Raw genomic sequence first — 21,220 nt, 5'->3', positions numbered from 1 at the left:
AATATGAATCTACTTTGTGATCCGAAGCATCTGCAGTACAGGCCGATTGTCGCCAGCAAGCTTGATCTCTTTGCTTAGCAATTGAGACGAGCCGTCTCCGTCCAGGAAGATACCCTCGACAAGTCGACCAGCACCGATCGATTCCATAATAGCTGCCCTGAAGTCCCGAAGCGTGCCGCTCGTCTCGCTCACGATCAGATAGAGCATGCCGGCATCATCGTAGACAGCGGCCGAGCGAAGCCGCAGCTCATCCGGAAACGGTGCGTTTTCTACCGCTGTCTGTTTCTCCCAGCCGGCTTCATCACCCAGACTCATACTGATGCCGCCCTGTGCCCAGAATCGCGTATGATCCCTGACCTTAACCTCGGAGGCCGTCGATAGAATCTGCACGGAGAGCGAGTCAATCGCACCATCCCAGACGAGCGTTCCTCTCGCATACTTCATATTCTCCCCGCCGCTCCCATATTCGTTGCTTGCGCCATTGATGGAGCGTCCATTAACGATTCCCATACTGATCAAGGTCTCGCCGTAGAAGAAACCGCCATTAATGCCGACTTTATCTGTCAGTGTCACATTTTCACGGACGACTTCAAGCGTGACGAATGCAGGTTTCGTCACGAGCGCATGGAGCTTCATACCGTTCGCGGCTTCCGCGTAATCGTAACGGTATTGGGTAATCGCTTCCAGCGGCGCATCGACTCCTGGCGACCTATTGCTGAGCGAGTTGTACAGAATCATGAAGAGAACGCCGGCGAAGAGCAAAATACCTGTGATGATTGCGAAAACGATCGTAATTTGCTTTCTGCTGAGCCCTTCGGCTTTCCTTTGGCCCGTGTCGGAATTCGTATTCATGTCCAGTCTTCCACTCCCCATGTCCGATTGTATTAAGCATTATATTTTACCGCTTTCATAGGCCGTTTGTCTACTTTATAGGGGCAAATCCCATCACAAAAACAAACATCGTTGCTCATGACAAGAGCAACGATGCCTGTAACCGCTTATTGAGCCCGATCATCCAACGGATAGAAGATCAGGTTGATCGGAAATGCCGATCCGGCAGGAGGGCTGAATTCAATGTCCAGACTCTCTTCCTTGCCTGTCGTTTTATGCAAAATAATCATGCCGTCGAAGGCGGTCAACACCCCTGAGGCCGGTACTTTGACCATCTCGCCGTTTATTTTGAACGGACCTTTGAATGGCCCGCCTTTTGCGAGAATCATAATGGCCATCTTCCGCGGTTTGTCGGAGTGAATCTTATAGACTGTTCCGTAATTGCCGTTAAGTATTGCTTCTGTCCCCCGCTGTGGATCATAGCCATTCTGGAACGGATCCGTCTTCCCGTCGCCAATGACTAGCTTCATCGGCTTCTTAAAGTTCTTCTCAGTCAGGTCGAGGCCCCAATCAAAGCCCGCAATTTGGAATGTGCCCCGAATATGGCCATTGAATGCCAGCTTCGGCATATCCAGAATCGCGTTCGACACTTTATCCGCTGCTGCAAATGTAAATTGAACCTCGCCGTCCGTTTCCACATCATACATCAGATTGACACCCGATCCAGGGTAGAAGTCCGGGAACTGCTTATAAACGAATGTAGTTCCTGCCGGAATAGTCATCGTCTGTTCCTCGGTGTCGTCCATCAAATAATCGACCATAGCTTCACTACCAATCAGATGGGCGTAGATAGACGGATACACTTCACCTTTGTTCGTCGTCCGAATCGTCACCGGCTTATCCGACTTGTTCGTCGCCATAATGGCAAAGCTCACCGTTTTGTCGGTCCCATTCAAATGGTCGGCATACAATCTGCCTTTGCCATTAATATTGTCCTGATACAAGATGCCGAGCTCTCGGAAGGTTTCCGGACTGTCGCTCATGAGCAGCGTACGCGACTTGTCCTCCGTCACCTTTTTCGGAATATCCGGCAGATTAAAGTAGTTGTTGTACAAAGTACTCCAGCTTGTCGTGATATAGCTGCCTGCCGGCTTCGTATAGATCGGGTATTCCGCTTCATTCAAATATACCTCATCTGTAACTACTATATTGCGCGTGAACGGCTTGCTCTTATGCCCCATCTTGTCGGTTCCGACTAGCGTGACGGGATACGTTCCAGCCTTGAAGAATACGTCCTCCTTGCCTGTCCACTCCAGCTTTACCGCTTCCGCGTCGGGATCATAACTGAGATTGATATACTTGATTGGCTCGCCGATCCGGTAAGTCTGCTTGCCTGTCGTGAACTTGGCTATTGGTGCGGAATTATTGAGATCGGGATTGTAATTGCCTTGCGGCTTATTGACATGGATAACGTCAACGCGGCGAAGCTCTTGATTGTATGTATAGGTAGCCCCCATATAATCCGATAGCCAGGTCAGCTTAATCATCAGCCTGCCGTTCAGCAGCATGGCCACATCGTCAAAGGGATAGGCCAGCCCATTCACCCAAGCTTGCTTGTTCACTGTATCGAGCAAAATTTCGTGCGTCGGTGTAACCATCAGCACCGTACGAGTCTGCTCCTGCCATTCGACCTTCATGCCAAAGGCGTCTCCGAGAAACTTCGCTGGCACATAGGTTCTGCCTTTGCGCGCAACTGCCGGCGAATCCAGCGTCACTTGCTGTCCATTGAGGAAAGCTTCTTTGTTGTCCAGATAGAACACAACGTAAGTCGTTCCAGATGTAATCGGCGTCTCTCCCGCAGCCGCATGGCTGATTGGTGCGGTCATTAACATGGCGGAGAGAATTAATGCAGCCACTTTTTTTCTTTTGCTCCATCTAGGTTGCAGCATTCAAGTCACAACTCCTCAATCTAGTAAAATAGGGTAGCTTGCCAGCTTAACTGACTTAAGCCCATACCTATAGACGCTCAACAATTGGAAAAGTTGCAACATAATTGCCTGCTTCAGCTGAAATAGATGCAGTAAGCACCCTACAGTCGTCTCAACACTTGAACCGACTGTTTTCATACCTGCCAGCCTGCTCTTGCAATCTACCAATCGCTCGTTCAATTATTTTATCAGCCTTGCCTAATTGCAGCCGCTTTAGACCTCATGCTGAGTAGACGCTGCCTCCAGCACGGTGTCATAGACCGCTTCCCCGATTGCGCAGCCGATCGTCGTGGCCACCCCTGCATAGGCATGTTCGCTCTTCCCCCAACAAGCGGATTGGCTGACGGCAATGGCGATTGCATCAGTCGTTGTCCCCGTAGCAGACTCTCCATTGGCCGTTTCTCGTATATTCAGTTGCTGCAGAGCGGCTGTCTTCGCTTCTGTTGCCGTAATAATCGCGTTCACCATAGCAGATTCGGTCATCCTGGCATCCAGCAATAAAATCGTGTTGATCGTCCCCGGCATATAAGCGGAATACGTCTCCCGCTTCATCCCGGCCCGGGCTGCATTTCGAGTCCCTGCCGTCGTGCAGCACAGCAGCCGGAAGCAGTCTCCGTGGATCTCCGTTACAGAAGCATGAGTCAGCTTGGCAGCAGTCAGAAAACCTACCGTAGACGTCGGTTGAAATCCCCACTCCTCGCATCTCCGTTTCAGGTCAGCAACCGGATCGTCACAGCGATAATCGAGCGGTACCTTCCAATTGACCAGTCCGTCAGCTTTAGAGAATCCACCCGGCCATATCGCACTGCTCAGCGCATGACATACTTGCGGAAGACGGAATTCAATCCGGTCATCCCTCAAGCACAGCTCGAGTCCCTCCCAATAACGCGATGTATAACGGGGGTTGATTCGGAAGGGCTGTGTCATCCCCGCTGATCCCCCTTCAGACCCGCAATCGCATAGATGCGCGCCAAATCCAGATGCGCCCTCGCCGCATCCGCCAGTCGGTCGAATGCCGCCTCTCGCCGCTCGCGGAATCGGACACCTTCTGCCAGTGGGACCCATCCCTTATCCACTCTTGCTTCATTCAGCCATGTTCTCCGAAAGCTGTCATTATGAAGAATACCGTGAATGAACGTGCCCCAAACCTTGCCGTCTTGCGTGCATACTCCTTCTGGCTGGAACTTGTCTTCGCTATTAGCCGTTTGTACAAAGCGCTTTTCTCTGATGAGAAACGGTCTCTGCAAATCAGGACTGAGCGGAACCATCTGACCCATATGAATCTCATAACCATCGACCGGGCAGCTCCCGCTGTTTCCGCCAAGTCGTACCGTTCCTTCAACACGTATGGTTGTTTTGACTGACTGAAATTCGATATTGAACGGGAAAAGCCCTAATCCCTGTGATTCCGGCTGGGATGACTCCACGCCGAACGGATCGAGAAGACACTCGCCCAGCATTTCATATCCTCCGCATATGGCAGCGGCTCTGCCTCCGCTAACTATATGACCTATGACCAAATCCGCAAGCCCTTGTTCTCGCAACCAAGCCAGATCGACAATCGTGTTTTTGCTCCCGGGCAATAAGATAAGATCAGGCGATCCCCATTCATGTGCCTGTTCGACAAACCGAACGTCGACATCCGGTTCCGCGAATAGCGGATCCATATCGGTAAAGTTAGATATACGAGGAAACTTGATAACGATAATATCCAGCTTTTCCGCCACATCCTGCATATTCGTCAGAGGTCCTGCTTGCGTGACAAGACCAGCCCTGCGGCTACGCTCCGAAGCTTTAGCTCCGCTTAACGATAACGAGTCCTCATCCTCCAGCTCCAGTCCAGGCAAAAATGGCAGAACGCCGAGCACGGGCTTGCCCGTCCTCTCCTCCAACCAGTCCAGCCCAGGCTGCAACAACGCGACATCACCACGGAATTTGTTAATGACAAATCCACACACTCTGTCTCGCTCATGCGGCTCCAGCAATTCCAGCGTACCGACGATAGACGCAAACACGCCGCCCCGATCGATATCCGCCACCAGCACAACAGGGGCATCGGCCCATACTGCCATATTCATGTTGACGATATCTCGGTCTTTCAAGTTAATTTCCGCCGGGCTGCCCGCTCCCTCCAGAACGACGATATCGTACGACTCCCGCAAGATGCGCAGCGACTCTCTCGCAATGCCGCCGGCTATGGGAAGATAGCTCTCGCGATATTCCTTTGCCTCGTAATCTCTGAGCGGCTTGCCATGCACAACCACTTGCGAGGACATCTCGCCGGTAGGCTTCAGCAGAATCGGATTCATATCCGTAGTCGCCGCTATTCCGCATGCATCGGCTTGCATCCCCTGTGCGCGCCCTATTTCCTTGCCATCCCAAGTTACATAAGAGTTTAGGGACATATTTTGCGATTTGAACGGTGCCGTCCGGTAGCCATCCTGTGTAAAAATGCGGCATAAGGCCGCTGTGATCAGACTTTTGCCGACATCGGATGCCGTTCCCTGGACCATCAGCGTTTGACCAATAGTCGTGTTATGATCAGTTATCGAACCATGGTCTATACTACTTCTATATCCCATCGCCAGTTATGCCTCCCTGCTCCCAAATGCAAGCTTTTAGTGCAGCAATCAATCTCTCATTTTGCTCACGAAGCTTCACAGCTATTCGAATATGCCGCTCGTCAAGCCCCGGAAATCGTGATCCGTCGCGGATCAGTACACCCTTTAACCCCAACATCCCCTGAAGCTCAGTTGAAGTCAGACTACAATCATTGGGCAAGCGAAGCAGCAAATAATTTGTCTTGCTAGAATACACATGGAACCCAAGCGCTTCAAGCTGATCCATCAGCCAAGGTCTCTCCTCCTGAAGCCATCGCATGGAGTTTTGGACGAATGCTTCATCAGCCAGTACTGCCTCGCCAATGGATTGGGCAAGCGAATTGACACTCCATGGCACTTGCAGCCTTCTTAGCTCGGCAATCTTCTCCGGATGACCGAGCATATAGCCGAGTCTAATGCCGGGAATAGAATAAAACTTCGTCATGGAGCGTATGACAAACAAATTGTGCGTCTGCGAAGCCTCATGAGCCAGACTGTAGCTCTCTTCTTCGGGCACGAAGTCCATAAAAGCCTCATCCACCACAACGGCTGCACCATGTGCCAGCAGATCTTTCACCAGATCGGGTTCTACGAGCGCTCCTGTCGGATTGTTGGGAGAACCCAGCATATACAAGTTCGCATCCGTCTGCTCAAGGGCTTTCTCCACCCAGCGCTTCTCCAATCGGTAATGATCCGCTTCATGGAGCCTTCCTTCATACAGAGCAGCTTCAGTCTTCCGGATGGCGTCGCCATATTCCGAGAAACAAGGGACAGCCACTGCCGCAGTTCGCGGCCGCAGTCCCCTAACGACAAGATCGATCAATTCTGCCGCTCCGTTGCCGATCAGAATCGCACTCTCTTCCACGCCGTGCCGCTCCGACAACATGGCGCTTAACTTTCTGGAGACAGGATCCGGGTAGCGGTCGATATAGACCGCATATCGAGCCAAAGTCTCGCGGACCGCATCCGGCGGGCCGAGCGGATTCATATTGGAGCTGAAATCAAGGAACGAGGAAGAAGGCAGTCCGAAGCATTCCTCCGCCGTTCTCAGATCCCCGCCGTGTCCATATCGTTCAAGCATAGCTCTCTCTCCTTCAATGGGGTGACAACCTCTATCATTTCAATACCAATCCCATAATCGTCTAGGGCGTGTCTGAAAACCCGTTCAGTGGCACCTTTCACCGCCTTTCCGCCCCCTGCTTCGTTCCGTTTGCTTGACGTACCCCCGGTACGCCTTCACAAACGCGCCTTGCATGGAACGAAAATTCGGCAAAATTTGCTGCCCTCAGCGTTCTCAGACACACCCTAGTATTCCACAGACAGGAGCAGGTCATATCTCACGACCACACTTAACCCAGCAAGCGAATCCCAATGACAGCTGCCGTCAACAAAGCAAGCTCTACCGCCTCGTTCATCGCGCCGTACGTATCTCCTGTCAACCCGCCAAGTTTCCTGTTAAGCCAAATAGACATCCCGCCTCCTGTAATCAAGGTGACGATGATGAAGGATGCTGCAATGATTGTGATTTCCACTATATTAGCTCCATTAATTATTAATGTAGATAATGATATGGTTAGCGCCAGCACAACGGATCCCAGCGCATTGCTCAGCCTTACGCCGTGAAACAATTGTCCGATACCTTCATTCGGTCGCGCCGGCTTCCATCCTGCGATGGCGACGCCCATCCATGTGCGACTCCATACTGCGGATATAAGAAGAATAGAGACAAGGGATACATTACCTTTGAACTCTTCACTCATTAGCCAGGCTAATAAGGAAGCTTTCAACATCAACAAAAGAACAGCCGCAATAACGCCCATAGCGCCAACCCGGCTGTCCTTCATAATTTCTAGCATTCGTTCTCTTGAACGATGGCTCAGCACACCATCGGCCGTGTCCATCCATCCGTCCAGATGGAGTCCACCGCTAAGACCAATCCATATAGCCAGAAGCACAACCGCAGACGGCCAAGCCGGAAGTATATAAGGCAGTGCCCAGGAGCCCGCAGCAAGACACAAGCCGATGGCAGCTCCCGCTATCGGAAAGTAATATACACTTCGTGTTAAGACAGGCTTCTCGAATGGCACTTCGACCGGAATTGGAAATCGGGTCAGAAATTGCAAGGCGGCAATCGCTGCTTGTACATGCACTTTTATAAGAGACATAACCAGACTCCCCCCAATCCTGCTAACGCAATTATGCTGACGGCATACAACATGCTAATGGAGGCACGGATATCCCGCGGCTCCAGCTCACGTGACTTCCAGCCCATGCGAGCCCGTTCGCTCTCTACACCAAAGTACCGATTGACGCCTCCAAGCTGGATGCCGATTGCTCCCGCCACCGCAGCTTCCGGTATTCCGCTATTCGGACTTGGATGAAGCGAAGCAAACCTCCGAATGGATCGCCAGCTTCTTCGGGCATTCATGCCTGGCAACATTGCGGCAGCTGCTACCATAAGAACACCGGTCAATCGTGCCGGTATATAGTTCAGTACATCGTCCAGGCGGGCGGAGCACCAGCCAAAGTGAATATACTTTTCGTTGCGATAACCCACCATCGAATCCAGCGTATTGGCAGATCGGTACAGCATCGCAAGCGGCGCGCCGCCGATCAATGCGAACAGCAGCGGCGACAAGAAGGCGTCCACCGTATTTTCCGCGACCGTCTCAACAGCCGCTCTCGCAGCCTCAGGCTCGCTTAAGCTATCGGTATCTCTGCCCACAATGTAACCGACATAGCGACGAGCAGCAGTCAGATTGCCTTGCGTCAGAGGCACATAAACAAGCATCGCTGCATCTTTGAGACCTTTGACCGCCAGAGTAGTCGAGATAAACCATGCGGACAGGGCGTATCCCAGCCATACATGAATGGCATCCGCGAGCCAGACGATCAGAGTCATCATCCCCCAGCTCACCCCTATGGTGATCAGGGTCAAGAGACATCCTCGCAGTTTGACTGTAATTGGCGAAGCAGCGTTGTCCCTTGGATAGAGCAGGCGCTCCAGCCCTTTAATAAGCCGGCCTATCCAAATGACAGGATGGGTCGGCCACTTAGGATCACCGATTATCCAATCGAGGACAATAGCCGCAATCGCGAGCAGCAGCAATTCCTGGATACTATAGAAGATCACAGCTCATCCCACCGGAAAGCAATCGACTTCAATTCGACAGGAATACCGGCCGTTACCAAAAATACACGATCGCAAACCTCGGCGAGCCGCTGGTTTAACCTGCCGGCCTCATCGCGGAACCTTCTGCCAAGCGAATACTCCGGCACGATGCCGTCCCCCACTTCATTCGTGACAAGAAGAAGCGGATACGGATATTGACGGACAGCTTCAACAAATGCCTCTATCTGCCCGTTGAGCCGGGCAGCACCATTCTGCTCTCCCTCTGATTGCAACATCCAGTTGGTCAGCCATAGCGTTACACAATCCAGCAACACGGGTGGAGCCGTCCATAACGCATCCCCTGCCTGTTGCTCTCCTGTTAAGCGTATAGTCAATTGGCGTAGCAATAGCGCGACTTCCAACGGCTCTTCCCTCGTCTCCCAACAAAAGCCGGAGCATTCACGATCCTGAATATGCAGACGGATTCTCTCTTTCATCTCTTCATCGTAAGGCTGACAAGTAGCGATATAGACGCCGCGGGTCCCAAGCTTGGCTGCGTACTGTTCAGCGAATCGGCTTTTGCCGCTGCGCGCGCCGCCTGTAATCAATATAGCCATGAGCTTCCTCCCCCTTATGACTTCGATATTCCTGCGCTATCAAAGGTAGCCATCTCCTGCATGAGTCTAAGCGAAGCGTCCAGCAGGTGGAAGGCTAATACCGCTCCTGTCCCTTCTCCCAGTCTCATCTCCAGATGAATAAGCGGTGACAGGCCAATCGCTTCCATTAGCTTGGAGTGGCCCTGTTCATGCGACAAGTGTGAAGCCAGCATATAGGAAACTGTGCGAGGGGCCAGCCTTGAAGCAACTAGCGCTGCCGTCGTGGATATATAGCCATCAATGACAACAGGACAACGGTTCGCTGCCGCCCCGATGATGACGCCAACAAGTCCTGCAATTTCCGCGCCGCCAACTTTAGCAAGCACGTCAATGGGATCGCCGGGATTGGGTTGATTCAGCTCAATGGCACGCTTTACCACTTCAGTCTTGTGGACAAGCACACTGTCGTTGATGCCCGTGCCACGACCCACCGTCAGCTCAGGAGAGAGATTCGCCAGAACGGACGTAATAGCAGCACTGGCCGTTGTATTGCCGATCCCCATTTCCCCTGTTGCAAACAATCGGGTTCCTGTCGCAGCTTGCTCTGCCGTTATGGCGATGCCTGCCATAATCGCTTCTACCGTTTCTGAACGGGTCATCGCAGCTTCCTTCGCCATATTCCGTGTGCCCCACACGACTTTACGGCTTACCAGATTTTCATGCTTCAGCTCGGCAGCTACTCCAATATCCACGCACACAACCTCTGCCCCGGCTTGTCTCGCGAGGACGTTGACAGCTGCGCCCCCATTCAAGAAATTAAGAACCATCTGCGGCGTAACCGCTTGCGGAAAAGCGCTGATCCCTTCCTCGCAAACGCCGTGATCCCCAGCCATCACAATGACAGCCCGCTTGGACAAGTCCGGCCAAAGTTCCCCCGTTGCACCGGCAAGCTGGGCCCCGATGGCTTCCAGCTTACCGAGACTGCCGGGCGGCTTCGTCAGTTGATCAGAATGGAGCTCCGCCCGATGTGCAGCGTCTTCATCATACGGCGGAATCGATTCAATAATCGCCAGCAGGCGCTCTTCTTGTTCATTAACGCTCATCTCACTAATTCCCCTATCATGACTCGCCGGGCTGCAAAATTAATTGCGGCACTCCCGTTGCGGGATGCTTGACGAGAGTTGTCTTCGCTCCGTAGAGCCGTTCAATAACCGCTGGATTGAGCACTTCATCTGGCGTTCCTTCTGCGGCAATTCCACCGCGATGAAGCGCAATCAGCTTGTCGCAATAGAGAGACGCAAGGTTCAGGTCATGCAGTACAGCAACGACAAGGAGGCTTCTCTGCTTCTGCCAGGCCTTCACGGTATCCAGCAACTCAATCTGATAACCAATATCGAGATAAGTTGTAGGTTCGTCCAACAGCAGAATCTCCGGCTGCTGCGCCATCAGCTTCGCAAGAGCAACTCGCTGACGCTCTCCTCCGCTTAACTGATGAAGCTTGCGACTCTGCAGCTCAGCCAGTTCCATTGTATGAATGGCTTCATCTATAATTGCTTCGGGATCTTCCCCTTCTCCGCCCAGCCAATTCTGATGAGGGTACCTGCCCATAGCCACGACCTCACGAACCGTAAAGCCCACCGGCGGCAAACCGCCCTGCTGCAAGACAGCAAGCTTGCGGGCAAGTATTTTCCCCGGCATATGGGACAACGGAACGCCATCAAGCGTCACGCCTCCGGCGCTGGGCGCATCCGAGCCGGACAAAATATGAAGAAGCGTCGATTTCCCCACACCATTGGGACCAATAATGCCGTAGAAGCGATTACGTTCGAATGACACCGAAATGGAATTCAACACAGATACGCCTTGCAACACAGCGTCAACTTGTTGGGCAACCAGACTCAATGTTTAGCGCCTCCTTCCACCTTCATCCTGCGATGCAACAAAAATGCGAAAAACGGAGCGCCAATTAGCGCCGTGACGACACCAAGCGGCAGCTCCTTGGGGCTGAGCACAGTGCGCGCCAGCGTATCTGCCCATAACATAAAGATCCCGCCTCCAATGCCGGCAAGCGGAATAATAAGCCGATAATCCGGCCCTACAAGCAGGCGTATGAGATGCGGCACTACCAAACCGACAAATCCGATGACACCCGACACCGACACAGCCGCAGCTGTAAGCAGCGTAGACACAATCATCACTATCAGCTTTGTCCGCTCCACCTTCACACCCAGATGAGACGCATGCCTCTCGCCCAGAGTGAACAAATTTAAAGATGGACTGAAGTATAACAAGATAGGGAGCGCAACAACAATAAAGGGGATCATCATATAGACATGCTCCCAGCTTCTCATAGCAAGCGAGCCCATAATCCAGAACAGAATCTGATTGACAACCCCTTGAGACATCGAAACCATTAACGACACGAACGCCCCAAGAAACGATTGAATAATAACGCCTGATAAAATGATCGTCTCAATCTGCATAACGCCATTGCTTCGAGACAGCCAAATGACAGCAAGGAGTGTCAAAATACCCGTACTGAATGCCACAATCGGTATCGTCCAAAGCCCCAGCGCAAGCTGCATGCCTGTCAATATAATAAATGCAGCCCCAACAGAGCTGCCAGATGCAACGCCGAGCGTGTACGGATCAGCGAGCGGATTGCGAAGCACCCCTTGGAATCCGGCACCGGCTAGCGCAAGGCAAGCTCCGACCAATACGTCGAGCCATACTCGCGAAAGCCTGACCTGAGTAACAATCGCAATTTCTCCAGCTGTCCATTTGTCAGCGGCGTCAGGCATTCCTGGCAGCTGATGAATCAAGATACCCCACACGTCAGCAAAGGATAATCCCGCAGATCCAATGGACAAGCTGGCTATCATAGAAACAGCAAGAAGGAGCAAAGCTGCTCCTCCATAGGTGATGCCTTTTATTCGCAACATTTATTTCACAAGCTCGGGATGGATCGCTTTTGCAAGCTCAAGCAGTCCGTCCGCCAGTCGAGGACCAACGCGCACAAGCGGATCGTTGGTTACAGCGAACAATTGATTATTCTTCACCGCATCGATTGTATCCCAGCCGGGACGCGCTTCGATACCTGCGACGATGGAGCTTTTCTCCTCTCCGAAATCAGGGTAAATAATAAGCTGAGGATTTTGCGTAATCACTTCCTCGCCATTCACTTCGAACCAACCAGATTGTGCTGCCGAGATGTTAGTGCCGCCCGCAAGCGTCAGAAGCTCATCCAGAAACTCTCCAGAACCGACCGTCCAGCCTGGGGAGAACTCCAAGTATACTTTTTTCTTCTCCGCATCTTTAACCGCAGAAGTTACTTGATCTTTCACTTCACGCATGTGCTTTGCCACTTCAGCGGCTCCAGCCTGCATATTCATAATTTTACCGATTTCCTCTACTTTGGCAACCACTTCGTCGTACGTTTTCGGATTCGAGGCGTATACATTCAAGCCAAGCTCACGAAGCTTCGTAATGGCATCCACGTTCATCGAAGATGAAGCAAGAATCAGATCAGCGTTCAATGCAGCAACTGCTTCAATATTCGTCTTCATGTCGCCAATCTTTGCGATTGAAGCCGCTTCTTCCGGATAATTGCTCCATTCGTCAACGCCTACCACTTGTGCGCCTGCACCGATTGCAAAAATCGTTTCCGTCTCGCTAGGCACCAGCGTTACAACGGCGCTTGGCGCTTTTTCGAACGTGATAACCGTGCCCGTTGCGTCCGTTACTTCATAAGGATAGACCGTCTGACTGGCTTCTTCCGATGGCTCCGGCGTTGCTTCCGGACTAGGAGATGCCGATGCGCCCTGTTCGGTTTGACCATTGTTGTTTGTTGTACCTTTGTCTGTATCTGTGGTTACGCCACAAGCTGCCAGAACTACCATCATCATAATGAGCAGCAGGCTTACGGCTGTTTTCATTTTTGACCACAACATTACGTTCTTCATCTCATCCACTCCTGTATCATTTCGTTGATTATCGCAGAATCACTTCTGCATCTTGCACTGAAAAAAAAGGCATCCCCGGCCTCTGTGCCGGAAACGCCCCTGTCAATCGCCGCACACGCAGCGAAACATGCCTCTCCAACACCTCCCTAATTCCACGTAGGTAACAGCGTTTTCGCAAAGAGGCAGGTTTCCTGGCTCGGATATTCGCTCGCCGCGTCTTCCCGAGTTGAGCACTCAGTGACATCCTGCGGCTGCGATGGCTCGCACACTTTTCCGTGTGCAAGCCCTCCTTACAGTGGCGGGTCCGCGCCGGATTTGCACCGGCTTCCCTATTAAGCCTTTGCGACATGCGCGCGATCGATCGTTACCGTCGCTGCCAGACATCTTTCCGCAAAGAACCCCATTGCTTTCAACTATTAAAAGATCAGTAGTTACTATACACTCCTCGTCCACAATTGTCCATTCATTTTGCGTGAAAACTCTGCTCTGCCGCTCGTACATAAAGGCATATTCCGTTACACTTCCGTCATAGGTAATGAATATCAAGGATGCCAATTGAAATGGAATGTAATCGATAGCGCTACACTCTGCATTGTGGTCGTTTTAACTCTTATGTAAACCATGATGATATCGAATCCATACCATTCAGCTACTGAAAAGGAGGCACCACGATGACTGAGAACAATAGTCCTTACTCTTTACTCCATAAGCTCCACGCTCTTGGGAGAGGCTGGATTTCCTGGACCTTGTTCGCCGCGACAGTTGTTGTCATAGTCGCTTTGGTTGTGCTGATGCTTAGACCGCAGGCGCTTTCGGCTGATGCTGCTATCACAACACATGAGTTTAGCAACGGACAGGTGGAATGGAACATTTTAGAATACCCCACAGCGGTCCTCGCCAACAATACTTTCCAATTAAAACTGACTAAAGCATCAGGTGAACCGGTAGAGGGGGCACAGCTTGATATTAAGTTGGAGATGATCGGCATGATATGCGGCGACTTCGACTTCTCCTTAATAGAGACAGCGCCAGGCGTCTATGTAGGCGAAGGCGTGCCGCTAATGCCTGGCTTATGGAAAGCCTCGCTCACCATCGACGGCGACCGCAACAACATCATTACGCGCACCCTTAAAGCAGTTTACTAACGGGGAAGGGCATTTGCAGGCACGCTCTCTCACCAGTTTCACCGTTTTCGCAGATATAAGCGTTTCTCACAAAGCTATTTCCTCAGTTTAGCTGGTTTCGCACATTTAAGCGTTTCACGTGATACTATTCCGCCAACTGCGCTATTTCCAGCCAGCTAGCTGTTTCTCGCACTCTAAAACCAGCCTCGTCCTGAGTTACCACAACCAAGGAGATACAGACGGGATGATTCCGTTCGCGGCGAGCCCTCTCAGAATCGAGATTAGGCCGACGGCGACAGCCGTCACAACGCCGGCCCTTCGCATGAATCGCCGCCAGCGCTTATTGGCCAGTGTCGCAATCGACGCTGCGAAGGCAAGAGCGGGCACGGTCGCCAGGCCGAAGACTGCCATGACAAGCGCACCTTGCATGAATGAGCCGGTAGCCGCAGCATTTATCCCCATCGCATAGGTCAATCCGCAGGGAAGGAAGCCAAATGAAAATCCCGTCGCCAGCAAATGGGCCGTCTCCTTACGTTCAGCAGCGCGCGCACCTGTGGCCAGTTCCTGATGCAACCGCCCTGATAAGCGATTCAGGAAAGGAATCTGCATCTTCCTCCATATCCATAAGAGAACGAAGCAGCCTCCTATTATTGAAGCAAGTCCTCTAATTCCCGCAAACCTCCCCGCTACATCTACAAATGAGCCAACCGCTCCCATCGTCGCACCCAACAATGAATAGGAAAGGATGCGTCCCGCATTATAGAGCAGCATGGACCGTCTGGCTGATTCGCTTGATTGTAGTGATACGGCCGACACGATTCCCCCGCACATGCCAATACAATGAGGCGCGCTGAATAATCCAGTCAAGAAAATCAGCCCAATCCCATTCAGGCTGAGTGACATTAGAGACTCCTCTGCGCAGCCCGCTCCATGCGGGCGCCGAGCCGCAACGCATTGGCCACGACGGATACGGAGCTTAGCGCCATCGCCGAGCCTGCCATCCACGGCTGAAGGAAGCCGATTGCTGCGAATGGAATAATGACGGCATTATAGCATAAGGCAAAGACGAGGTTTTGCCTTATATTCCTGATCGTGAGCCTGCTGAGACGAATAGCTTCTGTAATGGCCTGCAGCCGAGAGAAGATTAATGTAATATGTCCAGCATCAAGCGCACCGTATGTGCCATTGCCCATAGCGATGCCGACATCAGCTGCAGCGAGCGCCGGCGCGTCATTCCAGCCATCACCGGCCATTGCGACCCGTTTGCCGCCCCGCTTCAGCTTCTCCACGAGCGCAAGCTTGCTCTCTGGCAGCATGGAGGCATAAACTTCTTTTATACCGAGCGCCTTCGCGACGGCATTGGCCGGTGCGCTGTGATCGCCCGTCGCAACGATAGGTTGAATGCCAAGGTGACTCAGCTCGCGCGCCATCTGAGCGGCGTCACTCTTCAACTGGTCTCTGAATCCAATTATGCCTACGCAGTTCGTCCGTTCCGTGACGTATATGACAGTCTCCCCATGCGTCTCCCGTTCTGACGCCAGCCGTCTAGCCTCTTGCGATAATGCGACCCCTAAATTCTCGATATATCTGGCATTGCCGATTGCTGCGTGGACACCGTGAATCCAACCCTCTGCCCCTCCTCCAGCTGCATAGGAGATTCGTTCTGCATCGGGCGTGACGAGACCGATACGCGCCGCCTCTTCCCTGATTGCATCTGCCAGAGGGTGTGAGGATTCCGACTCCAGCGCAACCGCCAATCGGAGAAGAGAAGATCGGCCCGTACCTAGCGGACCTGCAAAGCTGACTTTCGGCTTCCCTTCGGTTAACGTGCCCGTTTTGTCCAGCACAAGCGTGCGAATGGCTGCCAGCCGCTCCACTGCTCCCGCCTCTTTGGCTACAATACCCCGTTTGGCCAATCGCCCTGAGGCAATGACCAACGATATTGGCGCAGCCAGACCCAGCGCACATGGACAAGCTGCTAATAGGACAGCAATTGCACATAGCGACGCCTTGCTCCAATTTCCTGGCTCAACGACCAATCCCCATATGCCCAAAGTCAAAACAGCAGTAATCAGCATCGCAGGAACGAACCAACTTGCGACGGCATCCACCTGCGATTGCAGCGAGGACTTCGCTCGCTGCCCTTGATGAACCAGCTCTTGAATTCGGCTCAACAAGGTTTCGTGACCGGCAGCTCCCGTTATGACCGTCAGCTTGCCGGAGCCATTGCGAGTCCCGGCCCATACGACGTCTTCCGGTCGTTTGACGACGGCTGCGCTCTCGCCAGTGAGAAGCGACTCGTCCAACGCGGATTCGCCGTACTGAATCGTTCCGTCCACGGGGACAAATTCATCTTCGCCCACATGGACGATATCCCCTTTCCGCACAAATTCCGTACGCAGGGAAGTCAGCAGCCCTCCTCTCTCGACAAGAGCGGTCTGTACCCGCAGTTCATCGAAGCCAACCGATTCCTGCTGCGCTTTCAACGAAGCGGAGGTTTCAATATATTTGCCCAGCAGCACCGCTGTCATCACAACGGCCGACGTCTCGAAGTACAGAGGCGAACCATGCGACCCGCCTGCAAACAACCCGTCGCGGAACACCACATAATGACTGTACAAATAAGCAGCCGTCGTCCCGATCACGACCAGCACATCCATATTTGCGCTTCGCTGCCGAAGCGCATAATAGGCGCCAAAATAAAACGGCATCCCGATGACAAACTGCACAACAGTCGCAAGGGCGAGCTGCAGCCATGGCACAAACAGCACATCCGGCAACAGATTGGCAACCGGCTGCAACCACGAAAGATGCATCGCCATTCCTGCCAATAGCGGCAAGGTCAACAGAACCGCCGCAATTAGTCGGAGCCGAAGCCACGCTCTCTCCCGCTGCAACCCCTCGCTTGCACTTTCATTTAGCTTGGCACTGAAGCCCAGCTGCCCCACTTTTTCCGCCAGCATCTCCTTCGTCACTTTGCCGCCGCTCACTTGCACCCAAGCAGTACGCAGCGGAAAGCTGACCGCTACCTCCGTCACACCTTCCACGCGGCCTATCGTCTTTTCAATTCTAGCGGCGCAAGCGGCACAGCTCATGCCCTGTATCGTAAAATCCAGCTCATGGGTATACCTTTTTTCTTCGCCCGCATTTATCATGGCCATCCAACCTCCAATCAGCGAAAAACCCCGTTCGTCTGCGACGCCGGGGCCTGTACCGCCGCCTTACACTATATGTGCGCAAGGCGGATTGCATGATTGGAATCTATGTCAGCTGCTTCTTAATCACGTTCATAAATTGAACCGGAGCGGCTTGCGAACAGCTCCGTATACACTTTCTCGGCATATGCGTCCGTCATCCCGGCGATGTAGTCGGCTACAACTCGCTCCCAAGGCCATTCTCCCTTCTGGCGGTCATAGCTCTCCACCCAGTCCGGCGGCAAGAGCAGCCTGCCCGTATCGTACTGCTCCAGACTGTCCCAGAGCCGGATGAGCATATTTTCACTGCGTTTCTGCAGCCGCTGCACGCGAAAATCTTTGATCAGCGTAACCCATGCCAGCTTCTTCAAGATTTCCATCGTACGCAGCAGCTCCAAATCTTCAGCGCCATCCTTGACGAACGTGACGCGTTTCCAACCAGACTTCGGATCGTCGATAATTCCGACGCTGTTGGCGAACTTGCTGACCCATCTCGCTTTCATCTCCCGGCGCGTGCGGGAAGTCTCACGACCATACTGAACAAAGATTGATTTCCATTCACGATAATAGCTTTCCAGCACCCGGCGCACCATCGCCTTTAGGTTCGTGCTTTCCCACTGAACCGCCGCTATACTGGAAGGATCGTCCAATATTTCCCGCACCACACCCTCAACCAAATGATCGTCTTCGATAAAGTCCTCTGTCAAAACGATTTTGCCAGCGCGGATCCCGTCTTCGATATCATGTGTGGAATAAGCGATGTCATCGCAGAGATCCATAAGCTGTGCCTCCAGCGTACTGCAACCGGTTGGCATCTCCCACAGACTCCTCAAGTATTCAATGCCCTGCCATTCCATTGGGTAGACGCCCTTCATTCGGCCTGGCTCATCTATGCAATAGGGATATTTATTAATCGCAAGCAAGACAGCGGCCGTCAAATCCAATCCACGCTCACTGCCGGCTCGCTTCTCCAGAAACATAAGAATGCGGAAGTTTTGCGCATTGCCTTCATAGGGCACGCCGTAACGGTCTCTGAGAATACGATCCAGCACTTCCTCGCCCTTATGCCCGAATGGAGGATGACCTAGATCATGTGCAAGCGAAGCGCATTCCACAACCTCCGGGACAAGCTTCAAACCGGGATGTTCATTATTGGCGAGGAACGGATACGTCTTGCCCAACCTGCGGGCAACCTCCCTTGCAATCTGGGAGACCTCAAGGGAATGGGTCAGCCGTGTCCGGTAATAATCGCCGGAACCTGCGCCGAACACCTGCGACTTGCCTTGCAGCCGCCGGAATGCCGGCGATTGAATAAGCCGCGCGTAATCCTTCTCATATTCGTCTCGATCCTCGCTTGAAGGCGTGTGGTCTGTCTCATGGAATCTAAGCTTCCGTATATTCATTGCGATCACCTGTCCTGAAGTCTAATTTGCGTGCGTTTCCGCCGTATCTCTGCTCTCCTGACAACGCAGGAATGTAAAATACTCCGCATTTGAAAAGAAAGCGACGCGTACCGAAGATGATTCGGCAACGCGACGCTTCCGGTATAATGTATGACGTCCGAATGTTTCGCCGACTTCCGCCAGCCTCTTGCTGTAAGCAACATATGCTGAAAGGAAATGAAGGTTTCATTAAGTCTATCAAAATAATATCAATACATGCCCATATCATACCATAAACCTCACAGTATGCATAAGCGGCATCCCTGATTTTTAAAAGTATACCATGCCTGCAGAACGTAAAGGAATCACCCTATATCTGGAGAGCAAAAAAGCGCAAAGGAACGCAAGGAGTCGCAACCTGCCTGACCTCCCAGCCCATTCGGTCATCAGTGCCGCTTTAATCCATGCGCTCCCCGCCCCTCAGCCGAGCACCTGATTGACGCTGCTGAATTATTTATGCTTGATCATTTTCCACAGACGGGCAGAAATAAGATTGGCTGTAGCTTCCTTCCGATAATCCGAACCCGCAAACAACTCTTCTGCCGCTTTGTATTGTCCCTTGATCGCTTCATGAATCAAGCCGAGCATGTTGTCGCTTAATCTCGAACCATTCATCGTCGGTGCGGCATCTCTCAGCCGAGTCGGAAGAGCAGATTCAGCCTCCGCCGATACTTGCAGCTCCGTCCTATGTCCATCCTCGCTCACCCTATCTTGCTTAACAACTGTTACAATCGAAGGGACGAACGTATCGTGTCTGCTAACCTTTTCGTAAAATGCAAACAACTCTTCCTGCGCACGCTCTGAATCGGTCACGACTGGTAGGATTACTCTCACAAGCAAATCATCCGGCTCTCGAGCGCCATTTTTCCCGCGCACCCAATCCAGAATGGGACCTTGACTCCAGCCACTGCCGCGAAAAACGACTACCTCGGCGTTCATAGCCGTCAAAGCCGGGACCGCATCGCCAATTAGACTGGATATGTTCCCGCCAATTGTCGCCAGATGGCGGATAGCCGGTGCTGCAATCTGACCAATTGCGGTGACCAGCAGTTCACCATGACGATTCAGCAGCGGGTGCTGATGGCATTCATCCAGCGCTGCTCTCGCTCCAATGCTCAAAGTCTCCTCGGACAAGCGAATTCCTTGCAGCTCAGGAATACTCGACAGGCTGATCAGATGTTTAGGCTCCGGTCTTACCCCGTTCTGCCACTGCGTACGAAGCAGCGTTCCACCGGCTGCGTAGCTGGCCTTTCCACCGAATTTACGTTTTAGATGCCAAGCCTCTTCCACACTTGCAGGCTGCCATACATTCGAATAATCGGCTCTCAGGTAATCCGCCATCTCTATCGCCAAAACGTATTCCCTCCCCTTCGGTACGATTGTCAAACATCTTTCTTCCCAGATCCAGCATAAACGCGAGGTTCATCATGACTATTGGATGGTGCTTGGCGAGGTAAGCTTCGAGGTTCAAGAAGGAGAGATTGCTGCCATGACAGATAATGACCGATTTCAACGCCTCGGAGGCAGCTCAACAACTACTTCGACGGCAGGTTAACTACGAACTGGTCACATATAGGCGTCATGATGCTGACGCCCATCCGAGCCTTCTTTTTAACCAATAGCTTGATCCTCCTCGACATACGCTAGCCGGAATTCTGCAACTTTACATACTTCCCTCAAGGCATGTCTCTTCTCTTGCTCTGTTGTGTTCTTCATTCGCATCTGCATGGAATCAGCAATCATATCGGCGGTCAGACCTTTCACAGCCATAATAAAAGGAAAGCCAAACTTTTCACGGTAGGTTGCATTCATACGCTGGAGAATGTAGGCTTCGTCTCGTTCCAGCCGGTCAGCAGCTGCGCCTCTTGGTTCTTCCGCAGCCACTATCGTCATCCGCGGCTTGGCACCAAGCTCGGGATAGGCTCTAAGCAGCTCAAGCTGCAATTGGCCGTCCGCTTCCATCACAACCTCCAACATTGACGCTATCAGCTCTTGCCGTGACCGGAAGGGACGGTTGTTCCATGCCTTCTCTGCGACCCAAGGCGAACTCTCGAACAGATGACCATATCGCGCTACAAATGCCGCTTGTTCCCCGTTATAGGAATACGCTCGTCGTTGTTCCATCCATCATTCCTCCTATATTCATCTTTTGTTGTTTCGGCTCATTCTCCTATCGTTCAGTCGCCGCATGCACCGCTCGCCCGCGTGTCAATTGGAATCCTGCGACATGCAGTTCTGCTTCAAGGGCTGCGAGCAGCTTCAGCACATGACATCTGTCTCTTTGTTCGCCGCTAACCGCCTCGCTCCGATATGCATTCGAGCGTAGCAAAGCTTCCGAATGCAGCTTTTCCTCCGCAATCCCTGTGTTTCA

At 52.5% G+C, this 21,220-nt stretch carries 18 protein-coding genes and 1 riboswitch; of the genes, 1 reads left to right on the top strand and 17 read right to left on the bottom strand.

The genetic code is table 11. The features are described 5' to 3' along the window. Positions 1-9: 9 nt before the first annotated feature. The 12 genes from DX130_RS06210 to DX130_RS06155 form a co-directional block, all read right to left on the bottom strand. Positions 10-852 (bottom strand): hypothetical protein, encoded by an 843-nt coding sequence (locus DX130_RS06210; protein WP_116043668.1) that lies wholly within the window; start codon positions 850-852, stop codon positions 10-12. A 146-nt stretch (positions 853-998) separates the two neighbouring features. Next, a complete protein-coding gene (locus tag DX130_RS06205) occupies positions 999-2,780 on the bottom strand; it encodes a copper amine oxidase N-terminal domain-containing protein (protein ID WP_116043666.1) in 1,782 nt (593 codons plus the stop codon). A gap of 252 nt (positions 2,781-3,032) precedes the next feature. Then, the gene (locus DX130_RS06200) at positions 3,033-3,746 is read right to left on the bottom strand and encodes an adenosylcobinamide amidohydrolase (protein ID WP_116043665.1); all 714 of its coding nucleotides are present in this window, start codon (positions 3,744-3,746) and stop codon (positions 3,033-3,035) included. Continuing rightward, positions 3,743-5,401, bottom strand: coding sequence for a cobyric acid synthase (locus tag DX130_RS26850; RefSeq protein ID WP_116043663.1), 1,659 nt, complete (start codon positions 5,399-5,401; stop codon positions 3,743-3,745). Before DX130_RS26850 ends, DX130_RS06200 begins: the two co-directional genes overlap by 4 nt. Further along, positions 5,391-6,500: a threonine-phosphate decarboxylase CobD gene (gene cobD, locus DX130_RS26845; RefSeq protein WP_116043662.1), complete on the bottom strand. Its 1,110-nt coding sequence runs from the start codon at positions 6,498-6,500 to the stop codon at positions 5,391-5,393. The genes DX130_RS26850 and cobD overlap by 11 nt, the downstream gene beginning before the upstream one ends. 268 nt (positions 6,501-6,768) lie before the next feature. Continuing rightward, positions 6,769-7,584, bottom strand: a complete 816-nt coding sequence (gene cobS, locus DX130_RS06185; protein ID WP_116043660.1) for an adenosylcobinamide-GDP ribazoletransferase — start codon at positions 7,582-7,584, stop codon at positions 6,769-6,771. Next, complete coding sequence (gene cbiB / locus DX130_RS06180) at positions 7,572-8,552, bottom strand: adenosylcobinamide-phosphate synthase CbiB (protein WP_116043659.1); 981 nt, start codon at positions 8,550-8,552, stop codon at positions 7,572-7,574. The genes cobS and cbiB overlap by 13 nt, the downstream gene beginning before the upstream one ends. Further along, the gene (gene cobU, locus DX130_RS06175) at positions 8,549-9,148 is read right to left on the bottom strand and encodes a bifunctional adenosylcobinamide kinase/adenosylcobinamide-phosphate guanylyltransferase (protein WP_116043657.1); all 600 of its coding nucleotides are present in this window, start codon (positions 9,146-9,148) and stop codon (positions 8,549-8,551) included. Before cobU ends, cbiB begins: the two co-directional genes overlap by 4 nt. A 14-nt stretch (positions 9,149-9,162) precedes the next feature. Continuing rightward, entirely contained in the window at positions 9,163-10,230 is a 1,068-nt protein-coding gene (gene cobT, locus DX130_RS06170) for a nicotinate-nucleotide--dimethylbenzimidazole phosphoribosyltransferase (RefSeq protein ID WP_116043656.1), read from the bottom strand. A 16-nt stretch (positions 10,231-10,246) separates the two neighbouring features. Next, entirely contained in the window at positions 10,247-11,029 is a 783-nt protein-coding gene (locus DX130_RS06165) for an ABC transporter ATP-binding protein (protein WP_240644322.1), read from the bottom strand. Further along, positions 11,026-12,069: a FecCD family ABC transporter permease gene (locus DX130_RS06160; RefSeq protein ID WP_116043654.1), complete on the bottom strand. Its 1,044-nt coding sequence runs from the start codon at positions 12,067-12,069 to the stop codon at positions 11,026-11,028. Before DX130_RS06160 ends, DX130_RS06165 begins: the two co-directional genes overlap by 4 nt. Further along, complete coding sequence (locus tag DX130_RS06155) at positions 12,070-13,089, bottom strand: ABC transporter substrate-binding protein (RefSeq protein WP_116043653.1); 1,020 nt, start codon at positions 13,087-13,089, stop codon at positions 12,070-12,072. A gap of 164 nt (positions 13,090-13,253) precedes the next feature. Beyond that, a riboswitch (cobalamin riboswitch) is annotated at positions 13,254-13,455 on the bottom strand. 305 nt (positions 13,456-13,760) lie between these two features. Here DX130_RS06155 and DX130_RS06150 point away from each other — a divergent pair. Beyond that, positions 13,761-14,234, top strand: a complete 474-nt coding sequence (locus DX130_RS06150) for a FixH family protein (protein WP_116043651.1) — start codon at positions 13,761-13,763, stop codon at positions 14,232-14,234. A gap of 195 nt (positions 14,235-14,429) precedes the next feature. Here the strand turns inward: DX130_RS06150 and DX130_RS06145 are convergent, their stop codons facing one another. From DX130_RS06145 to uraD, 5 genes are all read right to left on the bottom strand, one after another. Next, complete coding sequence (locus tag DX130_RS06145; RefSeq protein WP_116043650.1) at positions 14,430-15,116, bottom strand: sulfite exporter TauE/SafE family protein; 687 nt, start codon at positions 15,114-15,116, stop codon at positions 14,430-14,432. Next, positions 15,116-17,374, bottom strand: a complete 2,259-nt coding sequence (locus DX130_RS06140; protein WP_116043648.1) for a heavy metal translocating P-type ATPase — start codon at positions 17,372-17,374, stop codon at positions 15,116-15,118. The genes DX130_RS06145 and DX130_RS06140 overlap by 1 nt, the downstream gene beginning before the upstream one ends. Positions 17,375-17,490: 116 nt before the next feature. Then, positions 17,491-18,810 carry a deoxyguanosinetriphosphate triphosphohydrolase family protein gene (locus tag DX130_RS06135; RefSeq protein WP_116043647.1) on the bottom strand — a complete coding sequence of 440 codons (1,320 nt, stop codon included), beginning with the start codon at positions 18,808-18,810 and terminating at the stop codon, positions 17,491-17,493. 489 nt (positions 18,811-19,299) lie between these two features. Further along, positions 19,300-20,235 carry an FAD binding domain-containing protein gene (locus DX130_RS06130; RefSeq protein WP_133297895.1) on the bottom strand — a complete coding sequence of 312 codons (936 nt, stop codon included), beginning with the start codon at positions 20,233-20,235 and terminating at the stop codon, positions 19,300-19,302. 225 nt (positions 20,236-20,460) lie between these two features. Next, positions 20,461-20,973: a 2-oxo-4-hydroxy-4-carboxy-5-ureidoimidazoline decarboxylase gene (gene uraD / locus DX130_RS06125; RefSeq protein WP_116043644.1), complete on the bottom strand. Its 513-nt coding sequence runs from the start codon at positions 20,971-20,973 to the stop codon at positions 20,461-20,463. Positions 20,974-21,220 lie beyond the last annotated feature (247 nt).

The sequence above is a fragment of the Paenibacillus paeoniae genome, assembly GCF_003388735.1.
In the GTDB taxonomy this organism is placed as follows: Bacteria; Bacillota; Bacilli; order Paenibacillales; family Paenibacillaceae; genus Pristimantibacillus; species Pristimantibacillus paeoniae.
This window is presented reverse-complemented; position numbering and strand designations above follow the sequence as displayed.

Coding starts and splice junctions, on each gene's coding strand:
- DX130_RS06210 (WP_116043668.1), bottom strand. CDS start 852: ATGAATACGAATTCCGACACGGGCCAAAGGAAAGCCGAAGGGCTCAGC.
- DX130_RS06205 (WP_116043666.1), bottom strand. CDS start 2,780: ATGCTGCAACCTAGATGGAGCAAAAGAAAAAAAGTGGCTGCATTAATT.
- DX130_RS06200 (WP_116043665.1), bottom strand. CDS start 3,746: ATGACACAGCCCTTCCGAATCAACCCCCGTTATACATCGCGTTATTGG.
- DX130_RS26850 (WP_116043663.1), bottom strand. CDS start 5,401: ATGGGATATAGAAGTAGTATAGACCATGGTTCGATAACTGATCATAAC.
- cobD (WP_116043662.1), bottom strand. CDS start 6,500: ATGCTTGAACGATATGGACACGGCGGGGATCTGAGAACGGCGGAGGAA.
- cobS (WP_116043660.1), bottom strand. CDS start 7,584: ATGTCTCTTATAAAAGTGCATGTACAAGCAGCGATTGCCGCCTTGCAA.
- cobU (WP_116043657.1), bottom strand. CDS start 9,148: ATGGCTATATTGATTACAGGCGGCGCGCGCAGCGGCAAAAGCCGATTC.
- cobT (WP_116043656.1), bottom strand. CDS start 10,230: ATGAGCGTTAATGAACAAGAAGAGCGCCTGCTGGCGATTATTGAATCG.
- DX130_RS06160 (WP_116043654.1), bottom strand. CDS start 12,069: ATGTTGCGAATAAAAGGCATCACCTATGGAGGAGCAGCTTTGCTCCTT.
- DX130_RS06155 (WP_116043653.1), bottom strand. CDS start 13,089: ATGAAGAACGTAATGTTGTGGTCAAAAATGAAAACAGCCGTAAGCCTG.
- DX130_RS06150 (WP_116043651.1), top strand. CDS start 13,761: ATGACTGAGAACAATAGTCCTTACTCTTTACTCCATAAGCTCCACGCT.
- DX130_RS06145 (WP_116043650.1), bottom strand. CDS start 15,116: ATGTCACTCAGCCTGAATGGGATTGGGCTGATTTTCTTGACTGGATTA.
- DX130_RS06140 (WP_116043648.1), bottom strand. CDS start 17,374: ATGGCCATGATAAATGCGGGCGAAGAAAAAAGGTATACCCATGAGCTG.
- DX130_RS06135 (WP_116043647.1), bottom strand. CDS start 18,810: ATGAATATACGGAAGCTTAGATTCCATGAGACAGACCACACGCCTTCA.
- uraD (WP_116043644.1), bottom strand. CDS start 20,973: ATGGAACAACGACGAGCGTATTCCTATAACGGGGAACAAGCGGCATTT.